This window comes from Streptomyces sp. NPDC088157 (genome assembly GCF_044741545.1).
Lineage (GTDB): Bacteria > Actinomycetota > Actinomycetes > Streptomycetales > Streptomycetaceae > Streptomyces.
In genome coordinates, this window is sequence record NZ_JBIUSU010000016.1 from 112,041 (window position 1) to 129,149 (window position 17,109).

Annotated in this window: 14 protein-coding genes; 4 read left to right on the plus strand and 10 right to left on the minus strand. The window is 70.9% G+C overall.

The features are described from left to right. Window positions 1-26 precede the first annotated feature (26 nt). Window positions 27-356, plus strand: coding sequence for a CU044_2847 family protein (locus ACIPFH_RS41475; RefSeq protein ID WP_356254453.1), 330 nt, complete (start codon window positions 27-29; stop codon window positions 354-356). 77 nt (window positions 357-433) lie between these two features. On the opposite strand, the gene ACIPFH_RS41480 is transcribed toward ACIPFH_RS41475, so the two are convergent. From ACIPFH_RS41480 to ACIPFH_RS41505, 6 genes are all read right to left on the minus strand, one after another. Continuing rightward, window positions 434-1,102, minus strand: coding sequence for a potassium-transporting ATPase subunit C (locus ACIPFH_RS41480; protein ID WP_401835015.1), 669 nt, complete (start codon window positions 1,100-1,102; stop codon window positions 434-436). 24 nt (window positions 1,103-1,126) lie between these two features. Next, entirely contained in the window at window positions 1,127-3,220 is a 2,094-nt protein-coding gene (kdpB, locus tag ACIPFH_RS41485) for a potassium-transporting ATPase subunit KdpB (protein WP_401835017.1), read from the minus strand. Window positions 3,221-3,249: 29 nt separating this feature from the next. Further along, complete coding sequence (gene kdpA / locus ACIPFH_RS41490; RefSeq protein WP_401835020.1) at window positions 3,250-4,950, minus strand: potassium-transporting ATPase subunit KdpA; 1,701 nt, start codon at window positions 4,948-4,950, stop codon at window positions 3,250-3,252. Between the two features lie 8 nt (window positions 4,951-4,958). Next, window positions 4,959-5,048 (minus strand): K(+)-transporting ATPase subunit F, encoded by a 90-nt coding sequence (gene kdpF, locus ACIPFH_RS41495; RefSeq protein WP_401835022.1) that lies wholly within the window; start codon window positions 5,046-5,048, stop codon window positions 4,959-4,961. After that, on the minus strand, window positions 5,045-5,233 hold the full coding sequence (locus ACIPFH_RS41500; protein ID WP_401835024.1) for a hypothetical protein: 189 nt from the start codon (window positions 5,231-5,233) through the stop codon (window positions 5,045-5,047). Before ACIPFH_RS41500 ends, kdpF begins: the two co-directional genes overlap by 4 nt. 74 nt (window positions 5,234-5,307) lie before the next feature. Continuing rightward, on the minus strand, window positions 5,308-7,770 hold the full coding sequence (locus ACIPFH_RS41505; RefSeq protein ID WP_401835027.1) for a SpoIIE family protein phosphatase: 2,463 nt from the start codon (window positions 7,768-7,770) through the stop codon (window positions 5,308-5,310). A gap of 137 nt (window positions 7,771-7,907) precedes the next feature. Between ACIPFH_RS41505 and ACIPFH_RS41510 the strand changes: the two genes are divergently transcribed. Next, entirely contained in the window at window positions 7,908-9,974 is a 2,067-nt protein-coding gene (locus ACIPFH_RS41510; RefSeq protein WP_401835030.1) for a SpoIIE family protein phosphatase, read from the plus strand. On the opposite strand, the gene ACIPFH_RS41515 is transcribed toward ACIPFH_RS41510, so the two are convergent. Further along, entirely contained in the window at window positions 9,955-10,575 is a 621-nt protein-coding gene (locus tag ACIPFH_RS41515) for a TetR/AcrR family transcriptional regulator (RefSeq protein ID WP_356262044.1), read from the minus strand. The genes ACIPFH_RS41510 and ACIPFH_RS41515 overlap by 20 nt on opposite strands. A 23-nt stretch (window positions 10,576-10,598) precedes the next feature. Continuing rightward, window positions 10,599-12,653, minus strand: coding sequence for a discoidin domain-containing protein (locus ACIPFH_RS41520; protein ID WP_401835033.1), 2,055 nt, complete (start codon window positions 12,651-12,653; stop codon window positions 10,599-10,601). A 310-nt stretch (window positions 12,654-12,963) separates the two neighbouring features. Between ACIPFH_RS41520 and ACIPFH_RS41525 the strand changes: the two genes are divergently transcribed. Beyond that, window positions 12,964-14,964, plus strand: coding sequence for a flavin monoamine oxidase family protein (locus tag ACIPFH_RS41525; RefSeq protein ID WP_401835034.1), 2,001 nt, complete (start codon window positions 12,964-12,966; stop codon window positions 14,962-14,964). A gap of 75 nt (window positions 14,965-15,039) precedes the next feature. Next, the gene (locus tag ACIPFH_RS41530) at window positions 15,040-15,981 is read left to right on the plus strand and encodes a DUF1731 domain-containing protein (protein ID WP_401835036.1); all 942 of its coding nucleotides are present in this window, start codon (window positions 15,040-15,042) and stop codon (window positions 15,979-15,981) included. 186 nt (window positions 15,982-16,167) lie between these two features. Here the strand turns inward: ACIPFH_RS41530 and ACIPFH_RS41535 are convergent, their stop codons facing one another. Next, window positions 16,168-16,884 (minus strand): alpha/beta fold hydrolase, encoded by a 717-nt coding sequence (locus ACIPFH_RS41535; protein WP_401835038.1) that lies wholly within the window; start codon window positions 16,882-16,884, stop codon window positions 16,168-16,170. Between the two features lie 21 nt (window positions 16,885-16,905). Then, window positions 16,906-17,109, minus strand: a 204-nt coding sequence (locus ACIPFH_RS41540) for an alpha/beta hydrolase (protein ID WP_401835040.1), incomplete at its 5' end; no start/stop codon positions are given.

Here is a 17,109-nt window from a genome sequence, read left to right on the forward strand (position 1 = left end):
CACCCCGGATCCCTCCAGGAGTCTTCATGCCGGACGCCGTCCAGTTCACCCTCGACGACGGCACCGTCGTTCTCGTGGCCCCACCCGCCCGCACCGGCACCGGAGCCGTGGGGCTGGGGACGCGTCTGGAGAGCGCGGGAGCAAGCCTGCGCGAGGCACTGGCGCCGATCACCTCCGCCGCCTCCGAGGTGATCGGCCAGTTCCGCAGCGTCGCCCAACGGCCCGACGAGGTGGAGGTCACCTTCGGCGTCGTCCTGGACGCCAAACTCGGCGCGGTCCTGTCGAGCGCCGGCGTCAGCGCCCACCTCGACGTCACCCTCCGCTGGAGCGGCACAGAACCGACACCACCGAGCTGATTTCCGCACCGCCCCGAGCGACGCCCGCATCGCCCCGCCCCACTGCACCGACTGGCTCTCCTGACCGCGGCGCGTCATCAGCGCTTCGCCAGAAGGTCTTCGAGCGCGACGTTGAGTGCCAGGACGTTGACCCGGGGCTCGCCGATGAAGCCCAGGGTGCGGCCGTCGGTGTGGTCCTCCACCAGCTTCTCCACCCGGGACACGGACAGCCCGTTCCTCCCGGCGACACGGTGGACCTGGATGTCCGCGTACTGCGGGGAGATGTCCGGGTCCAGCCCCGAGCCGGAGGACGTGACCGCGTCGGCGGGCACGTCCGAGGGCTTGACGGTGTAGCCGCTGACCGAGTTGTCCTTGACGACGGCGGCCAGGGCGGCCGTCACCCAGTCGATCAGGTCCTCGTCGTCGGCGGACCGGTTGGTGGCGCCGGACAGGATCAGTCGGTACCGGGCGTTGACGCTGTTGCTGCCGAGGCCGTTCTGCGGGCGGCCCTGGAACCACCTCAGGTCGGGCTCCGGGGTCTCCTGGCCCTTCCTCAGCGGCAGGTCGTACGCCTGGCCGATGAGCGAGGAGCCGACGACCCTGCCGTCCGACTCGGTCTCGGAGCCGTTCGCCCGGTTGTTGAACAGCGCCTGGGCGATACCGGTGACGACCAGCGGGTAGGCCACGCCCGTCACCAGGGTCAGCACGAGCAGCGCTCGCAGACCGGCCGCGAGCAACCGGGCGGTGTTCGTAACCGCGTTGTTCATGGGGATCAGCACGCTTTCGGGGACTTACAGCCCGGGGACGAGGGAGATGAGCAGGTCGATGAGCTTGATGCCGACGAAGGGGGCGATCAGGCCGCCGACGCCGTAGACCGTGAGGTTGCGGCGGAGCATCCGGTCCGCGCTGACCGGTCGGTACCGCACGCCCCTGAGGGAGAGCGGGACCAGCGCGATGATGATCAGGGCGTTGAAGACGACCGCGGACAGGATCGCGGAGTCCGGTGAGGACAGTCCCATGACGTTGAGCCTGTCCAGGCCCGGGTAGACGGCCGCGAACAGCGCCGGGATGATCGCGAAGTACTTCGCGACGTCGTTGGCGATGGAGAACGTCGTCAACGCGCCCCTGGTGATGAGGAGTTGCTTGCCGATCTCGACTATCTCGATCAGCTTCGTCGGGTCGGAGTCGAGGTCGACCATGTTGCCGGCCTCCTTCGCGGCCGACGTACCCGTGTTCATCGCGACACCGACGTCCGCCTGGGCGAGGGCCGGTGCGTCGTTGGTGCCGTCGCCCGTCATCGCGACGAGCTTGCCGTCGGCCTGCTCGCGCTTGATGAGCGCCATCTTGTCCTCGGGTGTCGCCTCCGCGAGGAAGTCGTCGACCCCGGCCTCGTCCGCGATCGCCCTGGCCGTCAGCGGATTGTCACCCGTGATCATGACGGTTCTGATGCCCATGCGGCGGAGCTCGTCGAACCGCTCGCGCATGCCGTCCTTGACGACGTCCTTCAGGTGGATCACTCCCAGCACGCGTGCCCCGTCGGCGTCCTCGACCGCCACCAGCAGCGGAGTGCCTCCGGACACGGAGATCCGGTCGGACACGGCGTCGGCGTCCCCGGCGGGCGTGCCGCCCTGTTCCCGCACCCAGGCGGTGACGGAACCGGCCGCGCCCTTGCGGATCCGGCGTCCGCCGACGTCCACGCCCGACATCCGGGTCCGGGCGGTGAAGGCGATCCACTCGGCGCCGGCCAGTTCGCCCTCGTGCCGCTCGCGCAGCCCGTACTTCTCCTTCGCGAGAACGACGACGGAGCGGCCCTCGGGCGTCTCGTCGGCCAGCGACGACAACTGCGCGGCGTCCGCCATCTCGGCCTCGGTGACCCCGCTGACCGGCACGAACTTGGCGGCCTGACGGTTGCCGAGCGTGATCGTGCCCGTCTTGTCCAGCAACAGGGTGGACACGTCACCGGCGGCCTCGACGGCCCGTCCCGACATGGCCAGTACGTTGCGCTGCACCAGCCGGTCCATCCCCGCGATGCCGATCGCCGACAGCAGTGCGCCGATCGTGGTGGGGATGAGGCACACCAGCAATGCCACCAGCACCACCATCGTGAGATGGGTGCCCGCGTAGTCGGCGAACGGCGGCAGCGTCGCCACCGCCAGCAGGAACACGATCGTCAGTGAGGCGAGCAGGATGTTCAGCGCGATCTCGTTCGGCGTCTTCTGCCGGGCCGCGCCCTCGACAAGGTTGATCATGCGGTCGATGAAGGTCTCGCCCGGCTTCGTCGTGATCCTGATGACGATCCGGTCGGAGAGGACCTTCGTACCGCCCGTGACGGCACTCCGGTCACCGCCCGACTCACGGATGACGGGCGCCGACTCACCGGTGATCGCGGACTCGTCGACGCTCGCCACGCCCTCGACGACATCACCGTCACCGGGGACGACGTCGCCGGCCTCGCACACCACGAGGTCGCCGATCCTCAGCCCGGTGCCCGGGACGCGCTCCTCGCGTTCCCCGGCGATTCGCCGGGCCACCGTGTCGGTCTTGGCCTTGCGCAGGGTGTCCGCCTGGGCCTTGCCACGCCCCTCGGCGACCGCCTCCGCCAGGTTGGCGAAGAGCACGGTCAGCCACAGCCAGGCGCTGATGGTCCAGCCGAACCAGTCGCCCGGGTCCTTGACGGAGAAGACGGTGGTGAGCAGGGAGCCGATCCACACCACGAACATCACGGGCGACTTGACCATCACCCGCGGATCGAGCTTGCGGAACGCTTCCGGGAGCGCCTTGACGAGCTGCTCGGGGTCGAACAGGCCCGCAGCGACACGGCCCTGGTCCTTGCGACCGGTCGGCGCGTCCTGGTGCGGCGCCCGGGTGGGGGCGGCTGTGGACATCGGGTCCTCTTGCTTCGTTACGGGGGCCGTCATGACGCCAGCCCTTCGGCGAGCGGGCCCAGCGCGAGCGCCGGGAAGTACGTCAGACCGGTGATGATCAGGATCGCGCCCACCAACAGGCCGGTGAACAGGGGCTTTTCGGTGCGCAGGGTGCCTGCGGTGACCGGGACCGGACGCTGCCGGGCGAGCGAGCCGGCCAGCGCCAGCACGAACACCATCGGCAGGAAGCGGCCCAGGATCATCGCCACCCCGAGGGTGCTGTTGAACCACTGCGTGTCCGCGTTCAGACCGGCGAACGCCGATCCGTTGTTGTTGGCCGCGGAGGTGTAGGCGTAGAGGATCTCGGAGAAGCCGTGCGCACCGGAGTTGGTCATCGAGTGGTTGGGGGTGGGCAGCGCCATCGCGGCGGCGGTGAGGACCAACACCAGCGCCGGGGTGACGAGCAGGGAGCAGGCGGCCAGCTTGATCTCGCGGGTGCCGATCTTCCTGCCCAGGTACTCGGGCGTACGGCCGACCATCAGACCGGCGATGAAGACCGCGATGACCGCCATGATCAGCATGCCGTAGAGGCCGGACCCGGTGCCGCCCGGCGCGATCTCGCCCAGCATCATGCCGAGCATGGTGATGCCGCCGCCCAGGCCCGTGAAGGAGGAGTGGAAGGAGTCCACCGCGCCGGTCGAGGTGAGCGTGGTCGACACCGCGAAGATCGACGAGGAGCCGACCCCGAAGCGGACCTCCTTGCCCTCCAACGCACCCCCGGCGATCTGGAGCGCCGGGCCGTGGTGGGCGAACTCGGTCCACATCATCAGCGCGATGAAGCCGACCCAGATCGTGCCCATGGCCGCGAGGATCGCGTAGCCCTGCCTGACCGATCCGACCATGACGCCGAAGGTCCTCGTCAGGGCGAAAGGGATCACCAGCAGCAGGAAGATCTCGAAGAGGTTGGTGAAGGGGGTGGGGTTCTCGAAGGGGTGGGCGGAGTTGGCGTTGAAGTAGCCGCCGCCGTTGGTGCCCAGCTCCTTGATGGCCTCCTGGGAGGCGACCGCCCCGCCGTTCCACTGCTGGTCGCCGCCCAGGAACTGGCCGACCTCGTGGATGCCCGAGAAGTTCTGCAGGGCACCGCAGCCGACCAGGACGATCGCGGCGACGAGCGCGCCCGGCAGCAGGATGCGGGTCACCCCACGCACCATGTCCGACCAGAAGTTGCCGAGTTCACCGGTCCGGGCGGGGCTCCCCCCGCTCGGGCGAAGCCGGGAACGGGGGAGGGAGAAGCCGCGTACGAGGGCCACCGCCACCGCGATGCCCACGGCCGCCGACACGAAGTTCTGCACCGCCAGACCCGCCGTCTGTACGACGTGGCCCATGGCCTGCTCGCCGTAGTACGACTGCCAGTCGGTGTTGGTGACGAAGGACGCGGCGGTGTTGAACGCCTGGTCCGGGTCGATCGCCTTGAAGCCCAGTGACAGCGGCAGCACGCCCTGGAGGCGCTGGAGCAGATAGAGGAGGAGGACGCCGGCCGCCGAGAAGGCCAGGACACCACGCAGGTACGCGGGCCAGCGCATGTCGGTGTCGGGGTCGACGCCGATGGCCCTGTAGATCCACCTCTCGACGCGCCAGTGCCCGTCGCAGGAGTAGACCTTGGCCATGTAGTTGCCGAGGGGGACGTAGGCGAGCGCCAGGGCCGCTGTGAGCGCGAGCAGCTGGAGCACACCGGCGAGTACGGGACCCATGTGCGAGCTCAGAACCTCTCGGGGTAGAGCAGGGCGAGGACCAGATAGCTCAGCAGGGCGACGGCCACGACGAGGCCGACGACGTTCTCGGCGGTCACAGCCTGGTCACCCCCTTGGCGACGAGGGCCACCAGCGCGAAGACCGCGACCGTGGTGACGACGAAGGCCAGATCGGCCATCGCTGACTCCTTGGAGAAGTTCGGAAGTGGTACGGACAGACCGAGAAAACACCGTCCGCAGCCGGAAACGACCGTCGTTGACGGGTTCCTGACGGGGGCGGGCACGCCTTTGACGCGACCCTTACGGCCGAGGCCCGAAGGGGGCTCGCCTCACCCCGCGTGGCGTCCGGCCGGACGGGTCACGGGAGCTCCTGCTCGGCCCAGATGATCTTTCCGTCGGCCGTGTACCGCACTCCCCACCGGTGGCCGAGCTGCGCGACCAGAAAGAGGCCACGGCCGCCCTCGTCCGTGATCCGGGCATGCCTCAACCGTGGGGCCGTGCTGCTGGCGTCCGAGACCTCGCAGGTCAGTCGGGCGTCGAGGAGCAGCCGCAACCGTATGGGGGGTGCGGCGTAGCGAACCGCGTTGGTGACCAGCTCGCTCACGATGAGCTCGGACGTCATGGCCAGCTCGCCCAGCCCCCAGGCCTCCACCTGGCGGGTCGCGCGGGCCCGGACGTCGGCGACGGCGGCCGGGTCCACGGGCACCTCCCAGGAGACGACGCGGTCGGCGCCCAGGGCGTGGGTGCGCGCCAGCAGCAGGGCGATGTCGTCGGGCTGGGGCACGGGCACGAGTTGTCGCACCGCCGAGGTGCACAGGGCCGACAGGTCGGCGTCGGACCGGGCCAGCGCCTCGCCGAGCAGGGTCATGCCCTGTTCGATGTCCCGGTCGCCCGTCTCGACGAGGCCGTCGGTGTAGAGGCCGATCAGACTGTTCTCGGCGAGCTCGATCTCGGTGGACTCGAACGCCATCCCACCGAGCCCCAGCGGCGGTCCGGCCGGGGGCTCCGGGAAGGACACCCGCCCGTCGGGGGCGACGACGACGGGTGGCGGGTGTCCGGCCCGGGCCATCGTGCAGCGTCTGGTCACCGGGTCGTAGACGGCGTACAGACAGGTCGCCCCCAGGAAGGCGGTGGCGCTCTGCTGGGCGGTCGTGCCGTCGGTCCGTTCCGCGCTGAGGCGGAGCACGAGGTCGTCGAGGTGGGCCAGCAGCTCGTCGGGAGGCATCTCCATGTCGGCGAGGGTCTGCACCGCGGTGCGCAGCCGGCCCATGGTGGCCGCGGCGGCGATGCCGTGCCCCACGACGTCGCCGACGACGAGGCCCACTCGGGCCCCGGACAGCGGGATCACGTCGAACCAGTCGCCGCCCACCCCGTCCGTGGCGTCCGCCGGCAGATAGGAGGAGGCCACCTCCAGCGCCGTCCCGCCCGCCAGGGCGTGGGGCAGCAGGCTGCGCTGAAGGGTGACCGCCGCCGTGTGCTCCCGGGTGTACCGGCGGGCGTTGTCGACGCACAGCGCCGCCCGCGCCACCAGCTCCCGGGCCGGGAGGACGTCGTCGGACCGGAACGGGACGGGGTTGAGGGACCGTACGAACGTGGCGAGGCCCAGGGCGGTGTTCCGCGCTCGCATCGGTACGGAGATGAGGGAGTGCAGTCCGAACGCGCGGATGCTCTCCGCCCTCTCGGGCTGTTCGGTGATCCACAGGTCGTCGGAGGGATCGAGGACGGGGATGAGGATCGGCTCGCCGGCGATGAGGAGGTTGGCGTCGTGCGGCGGAGGGAGGAAGTCCACCCGGTCCCCGACCCGTGCCACGGCCTCCGGGCAGCCCTCGCGCACCGAGGCCATTCCGGCGCGCCGCATCACCGGCCGCGCGGGCGCCGGCCCCGCGTCGGTCAGCCACGCACCGTGCCCTTCGGTGCTGAGCACCGGCTCCAGCAGGTCGACGATGACGAAGTCCGCGAAGCGGGGGACGGCGAAGTCGGCGAGCTCCTGAGCCGTGCGCATCACGTCCAGGGTCGTGCCGACGCGGGTCCCGGCCTCGTTGACCAGCGACAGCAGCCGGCGGGCGTCCCATCGCTCGGTGACGTCCTGGACCATGTAGCAGACCCCGGTGACGGAGCCGTCGTCACCCAGCAGGGGGAAGAACGACGTGGAATAGGCGTGCCGACGGTGCGGGTCGGCCCAGCTCCACCCCAGGTACTCGTAGTCGGTGACCGGGATTCCGGTCTCCAGCACCTTGCACATCAGCTTCTCGAGGGCGACCGCCTGCAACCCGGGGAGCAGGTCGCTCAGCCGGTGCCCCAGCCGCTGTTCGCGGGGCACACCGCCGAACCGTTCCAGCGTGTCGTTGAGCCACACATAGCGCAGCTCCAGATCCATCACCGCCATCCCGACCGGGGAACGGGTCAGGAACCCGTCGAGGACGGACTGGCCCACCGTCCACTGCCGGCTCTGCTCGCGTGCCGAGAGCAGAAAGCACTCGTCGTCGCCGATCCGGAAGGAGGCGGAGACCCGCAGGTCGACGTCGACGGGGTGGCCGTCGCGGTGCCGTACGGCGATGAGACCGCTCCACCCCATACCGGCGCGACACCGCTCCGCGATGCCCGCCACCCGGACCGGATCCCGGTCCATCGCCACCAGCTCCGCGACCGAGCGGCCGACCACCTCGGACGCCGGGCGGCCGACCAGTGCTTCCGCGCCGCGCGTCCAGCCGACCACGACACCGCCCGCGGACACGATCGCCGCCGCGTCCGTGGACGCGTCGAACAGATCGCGCGGCCCCGCGGGCGTCGGGGCGTCGGAAGCGTCTCGCGCAGAATCCATGGCTGCCGTCCTTTACACGACCCATGGTCCTGCTTGTCCGCCCGATGCGCACGGCGCCGTGGGCCCGCCCCGCGGGGCCCCCGGTTTCCGGACTCGCCGGACCGGGGGCAGCATGGAGGTACAGGAGGAGGCTTTCGATGACAGCCGAGCCCATCCGGCCGAACGGCGACGCATACCGTTCCGAGGCGCGCGCGCCCACCGGTCTGCTGGACGTGCTGAGCGTGTCCGCGATGGTCGTCGACGCCGACGGGCGCATCGTGTTCTGGACCCCTCAGGCGGAGGAGCTCTTCGGCTACACCACGCAGGAGGCCCTCGGCACGCACGCGGCACGCCTGTTGATCCGCCCCGAGCACCTCCAGTCCGTGGTGAGGCTGTTCACGGAAGTGCTGGAGACCGGCCGGAGCTGGGCCGGCGCCTTCCCCATCCGGCACAAGGACGGCAGCAGCCGCCTGATGGAGTTCCGCAACATGCGGCTCCAGGACGATCTCGGGGACGTCTACGCCCTCGGCATCGCCGCCGACCACAATCTGCTCCAGCGCGTCGAGACCGACCTGGCGCTGTGCGAACGGCTGATCAACCAGTCGCCGATCGGTCTGGCCCTCCTGGACCCGGAGCTGCGCTATCTCCTGGTCAATCCGGCGCTCGAACGCATCGACGGCATCCCCGCCGAGGACCACGTCGGCCGTCGCCTCAGGGAGGCGACGCTCCTGCCCGACGTCGACACCGTCGAGTCCGCCCTGCGGCAGGTGCTCACCACCGGCACGCCGTTGCTCGACCAGTACCACGTGGGCCGCCCGCCGACCGACCCCGAGCACGAGCACGCCTGGTCCCTGTCCTTCTACCGCCTGGAGGACCCCGGCGGGCGGGTACTCGGCGCGGCCGCCTCGGTCGTCGACGTCACCGAACGGCATCGCGCCGCCGCCGAGGCCGACCGGGCCCGGCGTCGGCTCGCCCTCATCGCCGAGGCCTCCACCCGGGTCGGCACCACGCTGGAGGTGGACCGGACCGCCCACGAGCTGGCCGAGATCGCCGTCCCGCAGCTGGCCGACGTGGTCGCCGTGGACATCCTGGACTCCGCGCTGGCCTGCCGCCGCTCGCGCAGGCCCGACAACGGCCCGGAGCTGTTCCGGGCCCTCGCGCTGAAGGCGGCCCACCCCACCGTGGCGCTGCGCGCCGCCGACCCCCCCGGCGACGTGGCGGCCTACGAAGGCGATCGCCTGGTCACCCTGTGCGTGCACACCGGCCGGCCGGTCCTGGTGCGGCACGTCGGGGAGCGGGACATACCCCGGATCGCCCGGGACGCCGAGGCCGGTGCGCTGCTGGCCCGGGCCGGCGTCCACTCGTACCTCGCGGTGCCGTTGATCGCCCACGGCGAGGTGCTCGGCGCTCTCGACCTCAAGCGCACCAGCAACCCGCTCCCGTTCGACGAGGACGACGTCATCCTGGCCGGTGAGCTGGCCGGCCGTGCCGCCGTGGCCATCGACAACGCCCGCTGGTTCGAGAGCGTGCGCAACACCGCCCTCACCCTCCAGCGCAGTCTGCTGCCCGACCACGCGGCCCATCACACCGGTCTGGAACTCGCCTCCCGCTACCAGCCCGCCCAGGCGACCAGCGAGGTCGGCGGTGACTGGTACGACGTCATCCCGCTGACCGACGACAAGACCGCGCTGGTCGTCGGGGACGTCATGGGCAACGGCATCGACGCCGCCGCCACCATGGGCCGGCTGCGCACCGCCACCTGCGCCTACGCGGATCTGGACCTCGACCCCGGCTCCGTGCTGCGGCATCTGGACAAGATCACCTGCGACCTGGAGCACTACATCGTGACCTGCCTGTACGCGGTGTACGACCCGCGCACGAGGCAGTGCCGCATCGCCAACGCGGGCCATATGCCGCCCGCGCTGGCCGGCCCCGGCCATGACCCCACGCTGCTGGAGCTGCCCGCCGGGGCGCCGCTCGGCGTCGGCGGCATCGCCTTCGAGACCACCACGGTCGAACTCACCCCCGGCGACCTGCTGGTCCTGTACACGGACGGCCTCGTGGAGACCCGCCAGCACCCCATCGACGACCGCCTGGCCGTCCTGCTCACCTTCCTGGACGAGCCCGGCCGTCCCCTGGAGGAGATCTGCGACCTGCTGCTGTACGGCCTGCGCCACCCCGACGACCACGACGACGTCGCACTGCTCATCGCCCGGACCCGGTAACGGGCGGCTCCGCCATGACGAGCCCCGCGATGTGGGCGGTGACCGTGTCGAGGATGTCGGTCCAGGCGCCCGCGTCGCCGAGCACGAGGTAGTTGAGGGTCAGACCGTCGGTCATGGCGGCCAGGTAGCGGGCCAGGACGGACACGGGGACGCTGAGCCGCAGATCCATGCCGCCGCGGAGCTGCTCGATGAGTTCCGTGTAGGCGTCGCCGTACATCTCGTACTGCCGACGGGCCAGTTGCTCGAAGCCCGGCTCGCGCAGGGCGTACTGGGTGAGTTCGTAGGTCAGCATGTGCTCGTCGGGGTGGGCGCGGACGTGGTCCCAGTACGCCTGGAAGCCGGCCCGGACGGTCTCCTCGAGGGTGGCCCTGGGGCGTAGTGCGTCCTTCACGACGCTCACCGAGTGGTCGGTGAGCGTCGTGATGACGGACTCCACGAGGGCCTGCTTGGAGTCGAAGCAGTAGTGGAAGACGCTGAGGGACACTCCGGCCTCGGCGGCGATGGACCGGGTGGTCGTCCTGGGGACGCCGTCCCGGGCCATCGCTCTGATCGCCGCTTCCGTCAGCTGCCGACGCCGCTGCGCCGACGGCATCCGTGCCATGTGTGTCCCCCCGTGACCGCCTGTCAGGCGCTGTGTACGCCCACTTCGTACAGCGAGTATCCCCAATCCGTGCCCCGGTCCAGGCCGTGCACCCGGACGTAGCGGGCGGGGGTGCCCGTGAACCTGGCCGTGTCCAGGCCGCCGTCGCCGGAGGTGGTGGACCAGGCGGTCGTCCAGGTGGTGCCGTCGGTGGAGAGTTCGACGCGGTACGACTTCCCGTACGCGCGCTCCCAGTCGAGGGTGACGCGGGAGACCAGGTTGGTGGAGCCCAGGTCGACCTGCCAGGACTGGTCGTCGCTCCAGTCGCTGGCCCAGCGGCTGGAGTCGTCGCCGTCCGCCGCACGGCCGGGCTGATAGCTGGTGAACGGGTTCGACTCGGACGAACTCGCCGTGGCGGTACGGCCCTTGGCGAGGTTCACCGAGGCCTGGTGCTGCTCGGCCGAGCCCCAGGTGTCGAGGTAGGACTGGGCGCCCCTGAAGAGGTCGTCCACCACGTCCCGGCCGGCGACGAGCCGGATGTCCTCGATCCAGTCGGGGATCAGGCCCACGTCGGCGGCGCCGTCGGTGTTGTAGTCGAAGGTGCGCCCGCCGACGGTCTGCTTGCCGATGAGGGAGCCGCCGTCGACGCTCTTGAAGGGGTATGTCACCTTGTTCGCGGCGTCGGCGCCGCGCGGGGCGGGGTGGTCGCCGATGCCGTTGAAGTCGGTGCCGTAGCCGTAGCCGACGTCGTACTTGTCCCGCAGCGCCTCGGTCCGCTCGGCCTCCTTGCCGAACGCCTCGGAGCCGTGCATGTACTGGGCGACGAAACCGCCGAGGGAGTAGACCCGCTCGGTCCAGTTGAGGTCCATCCAGCTGTGCGAGGACAGGACACCGGGATAGTTCGCGGCCTCGAAGATGTCGAGCGCCTGACCGGTGGCCTTGACGCTCATGTGGTCGATCTCGAGCATCATCTTGCGCTTCATCATGGCGCGTACGGCGTACTCGCCCAGATCGGTGAGCCCGCGGGTGTTGCACTGCGCGTTCTGGTCGTAGGAGGGGACCTCGGTGCCGGCCGGCAGATCGGCCTCCGCCTCGGAGGCGGCGGTGCCGATGGGGTTGTCGTGCTGCGGTCCGGTGCACTTCTCGGTCTGCCAGAAGGTGCCGGTCGACAGGAACTGGCCGACGTTGATGGCGGTGCCGAGGCCGCCCTCGTCGAAGCGGACGCCGCACAGCGCGTTGTCGAACTTGTGGCACAGGAACATGCTGCGCACGCCCAGCGCGTACAGCTCGTCCAGCCCCTTGTCGATGTCCTGCTGGCTGCACTGCGCGATGTCGAAGACCTGCTTGCAGCCGAAGGGCTCGGAGGTCTCGACCCCCAGAACGACCGCCAGCTTGCCCTGCTTGATGACCTCACGCGCCTGCGCGCTGTCGAGGACGATCCGGAACCAGCCCTTGCCGGTGCCGCCGTACATCTTGTCGATGTAGGCCTGGAGGTCGTACGTCAGCTTCGCCTGGAGGCGGATCGACGTCATCTCGTCACAACTACGGTCCTTGAAGGGGTAGATGGAGCAGATCATGCCGTTGGTGACGAGGTCGTTGACGAGCACCCGCTGACCGCCGCGCCAGGCCCGCTCGACCCAGGCGTAGTAGTTCGCCTGATGGGTCATCGAGTCGTAGGCGGGCCAGTCCTTGAAGGTCGGCCAGCCGGCCGGGTCGTGCTTGCCGTCACCGCCGTGGGTGATGTAGTCGAAGAGCGCGAGAGTGCCGTCCGGGTAGTGCTCGGGACAGTCCTTGAGCGCGTCGGCGACGCCGGCTTCGGAGAACACCTTGCCGCAGATGAGCCGGCCACCGAACGCCTCGTTGGAGAAGAGGTGGTTGTGCGCGTCGACGAATCCGCGCACATCGCCCGCCGAGTCGGTTCCGGTGAACGGCTCGCCGGTGACACCGACCTGCGAGTCGGGGTTCGGCCTGGCCGTCGGTGTCCACCAGTCCGCGCCGGCCGCCGAGCTCGGCGTGGGGCCGAGGATCGTGGCGAGGACGAGGAGGAGCAGGGAGACGACGGTGACATCCCGGCGTCTGCGGTACGGGCGTCCGGTCATGGTCACAGCCCACGTCCCTCGGTCGGCGGGAAGGCGCGGTCGACGTGGGCACTTTGACTGCCCATGAGATTGTCATGACCGACGCAAGATAGTGCGACGAGGATCGAGCCGGATCCCCTATCGAGTCAAGAGTCCGGGACGCTTGACCTGATAGGTGGTGGCCCGGTGCGCGGCGCAAACCCCCCACGCGCGCACATCAGTTGCACCGGAAGCATCGCGGGAGCACTCCGCCGCCGACGCGCCTACACGTTCAGGTGGTGATCCACGGGAGCACGGCCGCGAACCCCTGTTCCGCCCGTATTCAGGACGCATGGACAAATCCTCCGCTTCTGTAGACGCCGTCCGGCTCTCCCGTCGACGGTTCACGGCGGTCACCGCGGCCACGGCGGCGACCGCGGCCGCCCTCGCCGACGCGGCCCCGGCCGCCGCCCTCTCCCGGCAACCGGCTTCCGCGCCCAGGTCCACCGCGGACTGGGCCACCTGCCTCACGGTCGCCCGCGCCCTGCTGGTGGTGGACGAGCACGACCGGCCGCTCGTCCCCCTGTACGAGAAGGTCCTCGCGGGCGGACTCCCGCGCGTCAGGACCGGGGCCGGGAAGAAGGTGCTCGTGATCGGCGCCGGGCCCGCCGGGCTGGTCGCCGCCTGGCTGCTGAAGCGGGCCGGGCACCACGTCACGCTCGTGGAGGCCAACGGCAACCGGGTGGGCGGCCGCATCAAGACGTTCCGCACCGGCGGGCACGAGCACGCGGCGCAGCCGTTCGCCGACGCACGTCAGTACGCGGAGGCGGGCGCCATGCGGATCCCCGGCAGCCATCCGCTGGTGATGGGCCTGATCGGTCGCCTGGGCGTCGAGAAACGCCGGTTCCATCTCGTGGACGTCGACGCCGAGGGCAAGCCCGTCAACAACGCCTGGCTGCACGTCAACGGCGTCCGGGTGCGCCGCTCCGCGTACGCGAGGTCGCCGCGCAGGGTCAACCGCTCCTTCGGCGTGCCCCGGAAGTACTGGGACACCCCGTCCGCGACCATCCTGCGCGAGGCCCTGGACCCGGTGCGCGACGAGTTCAGCACCCGTGGCGCCGACGGCAAACGGGTGGACAAGCCGCTGCCGGAGCGGGTGCGGGGCTGGGCGCGGGTCGTGCAGCGGTTCGGTGACTGGTCGATGTACCGGTTCCTGACCGAGGAGGCGGGCCTCGACGAGCGGACCATCGATCTGGTCGGCACGCTGGAGAACCTCACCTCCCGGCTCCCGCTGTCCTTCATCCACAGCTTCATCAGTGCCTCGCTCATCAGTGCGGACACCGAGTTCTGGGAGCTCGTCGGCGGCACGGCGACGCTCCCGGACGCGCTGCTGAAGCAGGTCTCCGACGTGACGCGGCTCGACCGGCGGGCGACGCACATCGAGTACTGGGCGCCGGACCGCCGGGGCGACGACAACACCTCGCACGTGCGCGCCGAGGGGCCGCACGTGTGGATCGACACCGTCTCCGAGGGGCGCGACGGCAAGGTGGTGCGTGAACAGTTCACCGCCGATCTCGCGATCGTCACGGTGCCGTTCTCGGGGCTGCGCCAGATGCAGGTCAGCCCGCTGATGTCGTACGGGAAGCGGCGTTCCGTCGCGGAGCTGCACTACGACAGCGCGACCAAGGTGCTGCTGGAGTTCAGCCGCCGCTGGTGGGAGTTCGGCGAGGCGGAGTGGAAGCGGGAACTCGACGCCGTTCGGCCGGGGCTGTACGAGGACTACCGGTCGGGCAGGGCGCCGGCCGACGGGAGTCTGCTCGGCGGGCATCCGTCCGTGCCGCCCGGGCACATCAGCGCGGGACAGCGCGTGCACTACGCCGCCAACCGGTGGGCCACCCGCGACCAGCCCGAGGCGGCGCACATCGTCGGCGGCGGCTCGGTCTCCGACAACTCCAACCGGTTCATGATCAACCCGTCCCACCCGGTCGCCGGCAGCGCGGGCGGTGTCGTCCTCGCCTCCTACAGCTGGGCCGACGACGCCTCCCGCTGGGACTCCCTGGACGACGACGCGCGCTACCCGCACGCCCTGCGGGGGCTCCAGCAGGTCTACGGCCAGCGGGTCGAGGTCTTCTACACGGGCGCGGGCCGTACCCAGAGCTGGTTGCGTGACCCGTACGCGTACGGGGAGGCGTCCGTCCTGCTCCCCGGTCAGCACACGGAGCTGCTGAGCGCCATCCGTTCCGCCGAGGGCCCGCTGCTCTTCGCGGGCGACCACACCTCGGTCAAGCCGTCGTGGATCGAGGGCGCACTGGAGTCGGGGGTCCGGGCCGCGCTGGAGGCGCACGGGGCGTAAGGACACCCCGGGCAGTGTTTTGAACATGTTCAAAATAATAGTAGGGTCCCCTTCGAGAAGAAGGGGACCCTACTCATGAAGATCGTGCTACCCGGCGGGACCGGGCAGGTGGGGACCGTACTGCGGCGCGCGCTGACGGCGGCCGGACACGAGGTCGCGGTGCTGAGCAGGCGGCCCACGGGTGCCGGCGAGGTCCCGTGGGACGGCCGGTCCCCCGGCCCCTGGACCGAGGTGATCGACGGCAGTGACGTGGTCGTCAACCTGGCCGGCCGCAGTGTCAGCTGCCGCTACACACCGGACAACCTGCGGGCGATGATGGACTCACGAGTGGACTCGGCCCGGGTCGTGGGCCGGGCGATCGCCGCCGCGGCACGGCCCCCGCGGGTCTGGCTCCAGATGAGCACCGCCACCGTCTACGCCCACCGGTTCGACGCCCCCAACGACGAGGCCGCCGGCGTGATCGGCGGAGCCGAACCCGGCGTCCCCGACTACTGGGGCTACAGCGTGGACATCGCGACCGCCTGGGAGCGGGAGCAGGAGAACGCCGACACCCCGCGCACCCGCAAGGTGGCCCTGCGGGCCGCGATGGTGATGAGCCCGGACCGGGGCGGGGTGTTCGACGTCCTGTCGCGGCTCACCCGGCTCGGCCTCGGCGGCCCGGTCGCGGGCGGCCGTCAGTACGTGTCCTGGATCCACGACCACGACTTCGTCCGCGCGGTCGATTTCCTCGTCGAACGCGAGGACCTCGCCGGGCCGGTGAACCTGGCCGCCCCCGTTCCCCTCCCCCACCGCGCGTTCATGCGCGCGCTGCGCGGCGCGTGGGGGGTGCCGGTGGGCCTGCCGGCGACGAAGTGGATGGCCGAACTCGGCGCCTTCGCGCTGCGCTCGGACACCGAACTGCTCCTCAAGAGCCGGCGCGTCGTCCCCGGCCGCCTGCTCGACGCGGGCTTCACGTTCGACCGCCCCGAGTGGCCGGACGCGGCCGCCGACCTCGTACGACGTGCGCGAGGCCGCTGACGGCCGCGCGGTCCCGGCCGGTGTGACGTGTGCACGAACCCGATGCCCCGGGACGTCACCCGTGGCTGTTCAAGCCGCTCCCGGAGATCGGGCAACGGCGTCCACGAACCGCCGGTGACCCGGTGGCGGGTGGGGCCGCGCGGACGTGCACAGGGGTCACGTCCGCGCGGCCGTCCTCGGTGGGCGTCAGCTCGTCGCGCGGACCGCTTCCAGGATCAGGTCCGCGACCGCCTTCGGCTGGGACACCGCGACGGCGTGCGAGGCACCGTCGAGCTCGACGGTCGTCGCCCCGGCCCGCTTGGCGCCGAAGCGCTCGACCTCGGGGTTGATGGCCTCGTCCGCACCGGCGATCAGCGCCCAGGACGGCTTGGTGTGCCAGGCGGCCGCGGCGGCGGTCTCCTCGAAAGCGGCGGCGGCCAGCGGACGCTGGGCCGCGGCCAGGATCTTGGTGACGCCCGCGGGCAGGTCGGCGGCGAACACCGACGGGAAGGCGTCCTCGGCGATCGTGACCTCGACGGCCGGGTCACCGCCCGGCACCGGGTACGTCCACTCCTTGAGGTTGCTGACCAGCGGCGAGAGCGGGAAGCGGCCCTGGAGCTCGCCGAGGCTCTCGCCCTCCTCCAGCGCGTAGGCGGCGACGTAGACGAGGCCGACGACGTTCTCCGTGGTGCCGGCCACGGTGATGAGGGCGCCGCCGTAGGAGTGGCCGACGAGGATCACGGGGCCGTCGATCTGGGCGGCCACGGAGGCCACGTACGCGGCGTCGGAGGCGAGACCGCGCAGCGGGTTCGGCGGGGCGATCACGGGAATGTCGTGGCCCTGGAGCTCGGCGACGACGCCGGACCAGCTGGCCGCGTCCGCGAACGCTCCGTGGACCAGGACGACGGTGGGGGTGGTGGTCATGACTGTGCTGTCTCCTGAAGGTCAGACGTGCAGGGCGTCGCGCAGGGTGCCGACGGCCAGCGTGATGGCGGCTTCGGCGGCGTATGTCGGGCGCAGGGCGTTGAGCATCACGAAGTCGTGGATGATGCCCTGGAAACGCACCGCGGTGACGGGGACGCCGGCCTCGCGGAGCTTGTTGGCGTAGGCCTCGCCCTCGTCGCGCAGCACATCGGCCTCGCCGGTGAT

Excerpts from the sequence above, each read along its gene's own strand:
- kdpB (WP_401835017.1), bottom strand. The coding sequence starts at position 3,220 with ATGTCCACAGCCGCCCCCACCCGGGCGCCGCACCAGGACGCGCCGACC.
- ACIPFH_RS41480 (WP_401835015.1), bottom strand. The coding sequence starts at position 1,102 with ATGAACAACGCGGTTACGAACACCGCCCGGTTGCTCGCGGCCGGTCTG.
- ACIPFH_RS41475 (WP_356254453.1), top strand. The coding sequence starts at position 27 with ATGCCGGACGCCGTCCAGTTCACCCTCGACGACGGCACCGTCGTTCTC.
- ACIPFH_RS41530 (WP_401835036.1), top strand. The coding sequence starts at position 15,040 with ATGAAGATCGTGCTACCCGGCGGGACCGGGCAGGTGGGGACCGTACTG.
- ACIPFH_RS41535 (WP_401835038.1), bottom strand. The coding sequence starts at position 16,884 with ATGACCACCACCCCCACCGTCGTCCTGGTCCACGGAGCGTTCGCGGAC.
- ACIPFH_RS41520 (WP_401835033.1), bottom strand. The coding sequence starts at position 12,653 with ATGACCGGACGCCCGTACCGCAGACGCCGGGATGTCACCGTCGTCTCC.
- ACIPFH_RS41525 (WP_401835034.1), top strand. The coding sequence starts at position 12,964 with ATGGACAAATCCTCCGCTTCTGTAGACGCCGTCCGGCTCTCCCGTCGA.
- ACIPFH_RS41505 (WP_401835027.1), bottom strand. The coding sequence starts at position 7,770 with ATGGATTCTGCGCGAGACGCTTCCGACGCCCCGACGCCCGCGGGGCCG.
- ACIPFH_RS41510 (WP_401835030.1), top strand. The coding sequence starts at position 7,908 with ATGACAGCCGAGCCCATCCGGCCGAACGGCGACGCATACCGTTCCGAG.
- ACIPFH_RS41515 (WP_356262044.1), bottom strand. The coding sequence starts at position 10,575 with ATGGCACGGATGCCGTCGGCGCAGCGGCGTCGGCAGCTGACGGAAGCG.
- kdpA (WP_401835020.1), bottom strand. The coding sequence starts at position 4,950 with ATGGGTCCCGTACTCGCCGGTGTGCTCCAGCTGCTCGCGCTCACAGCG.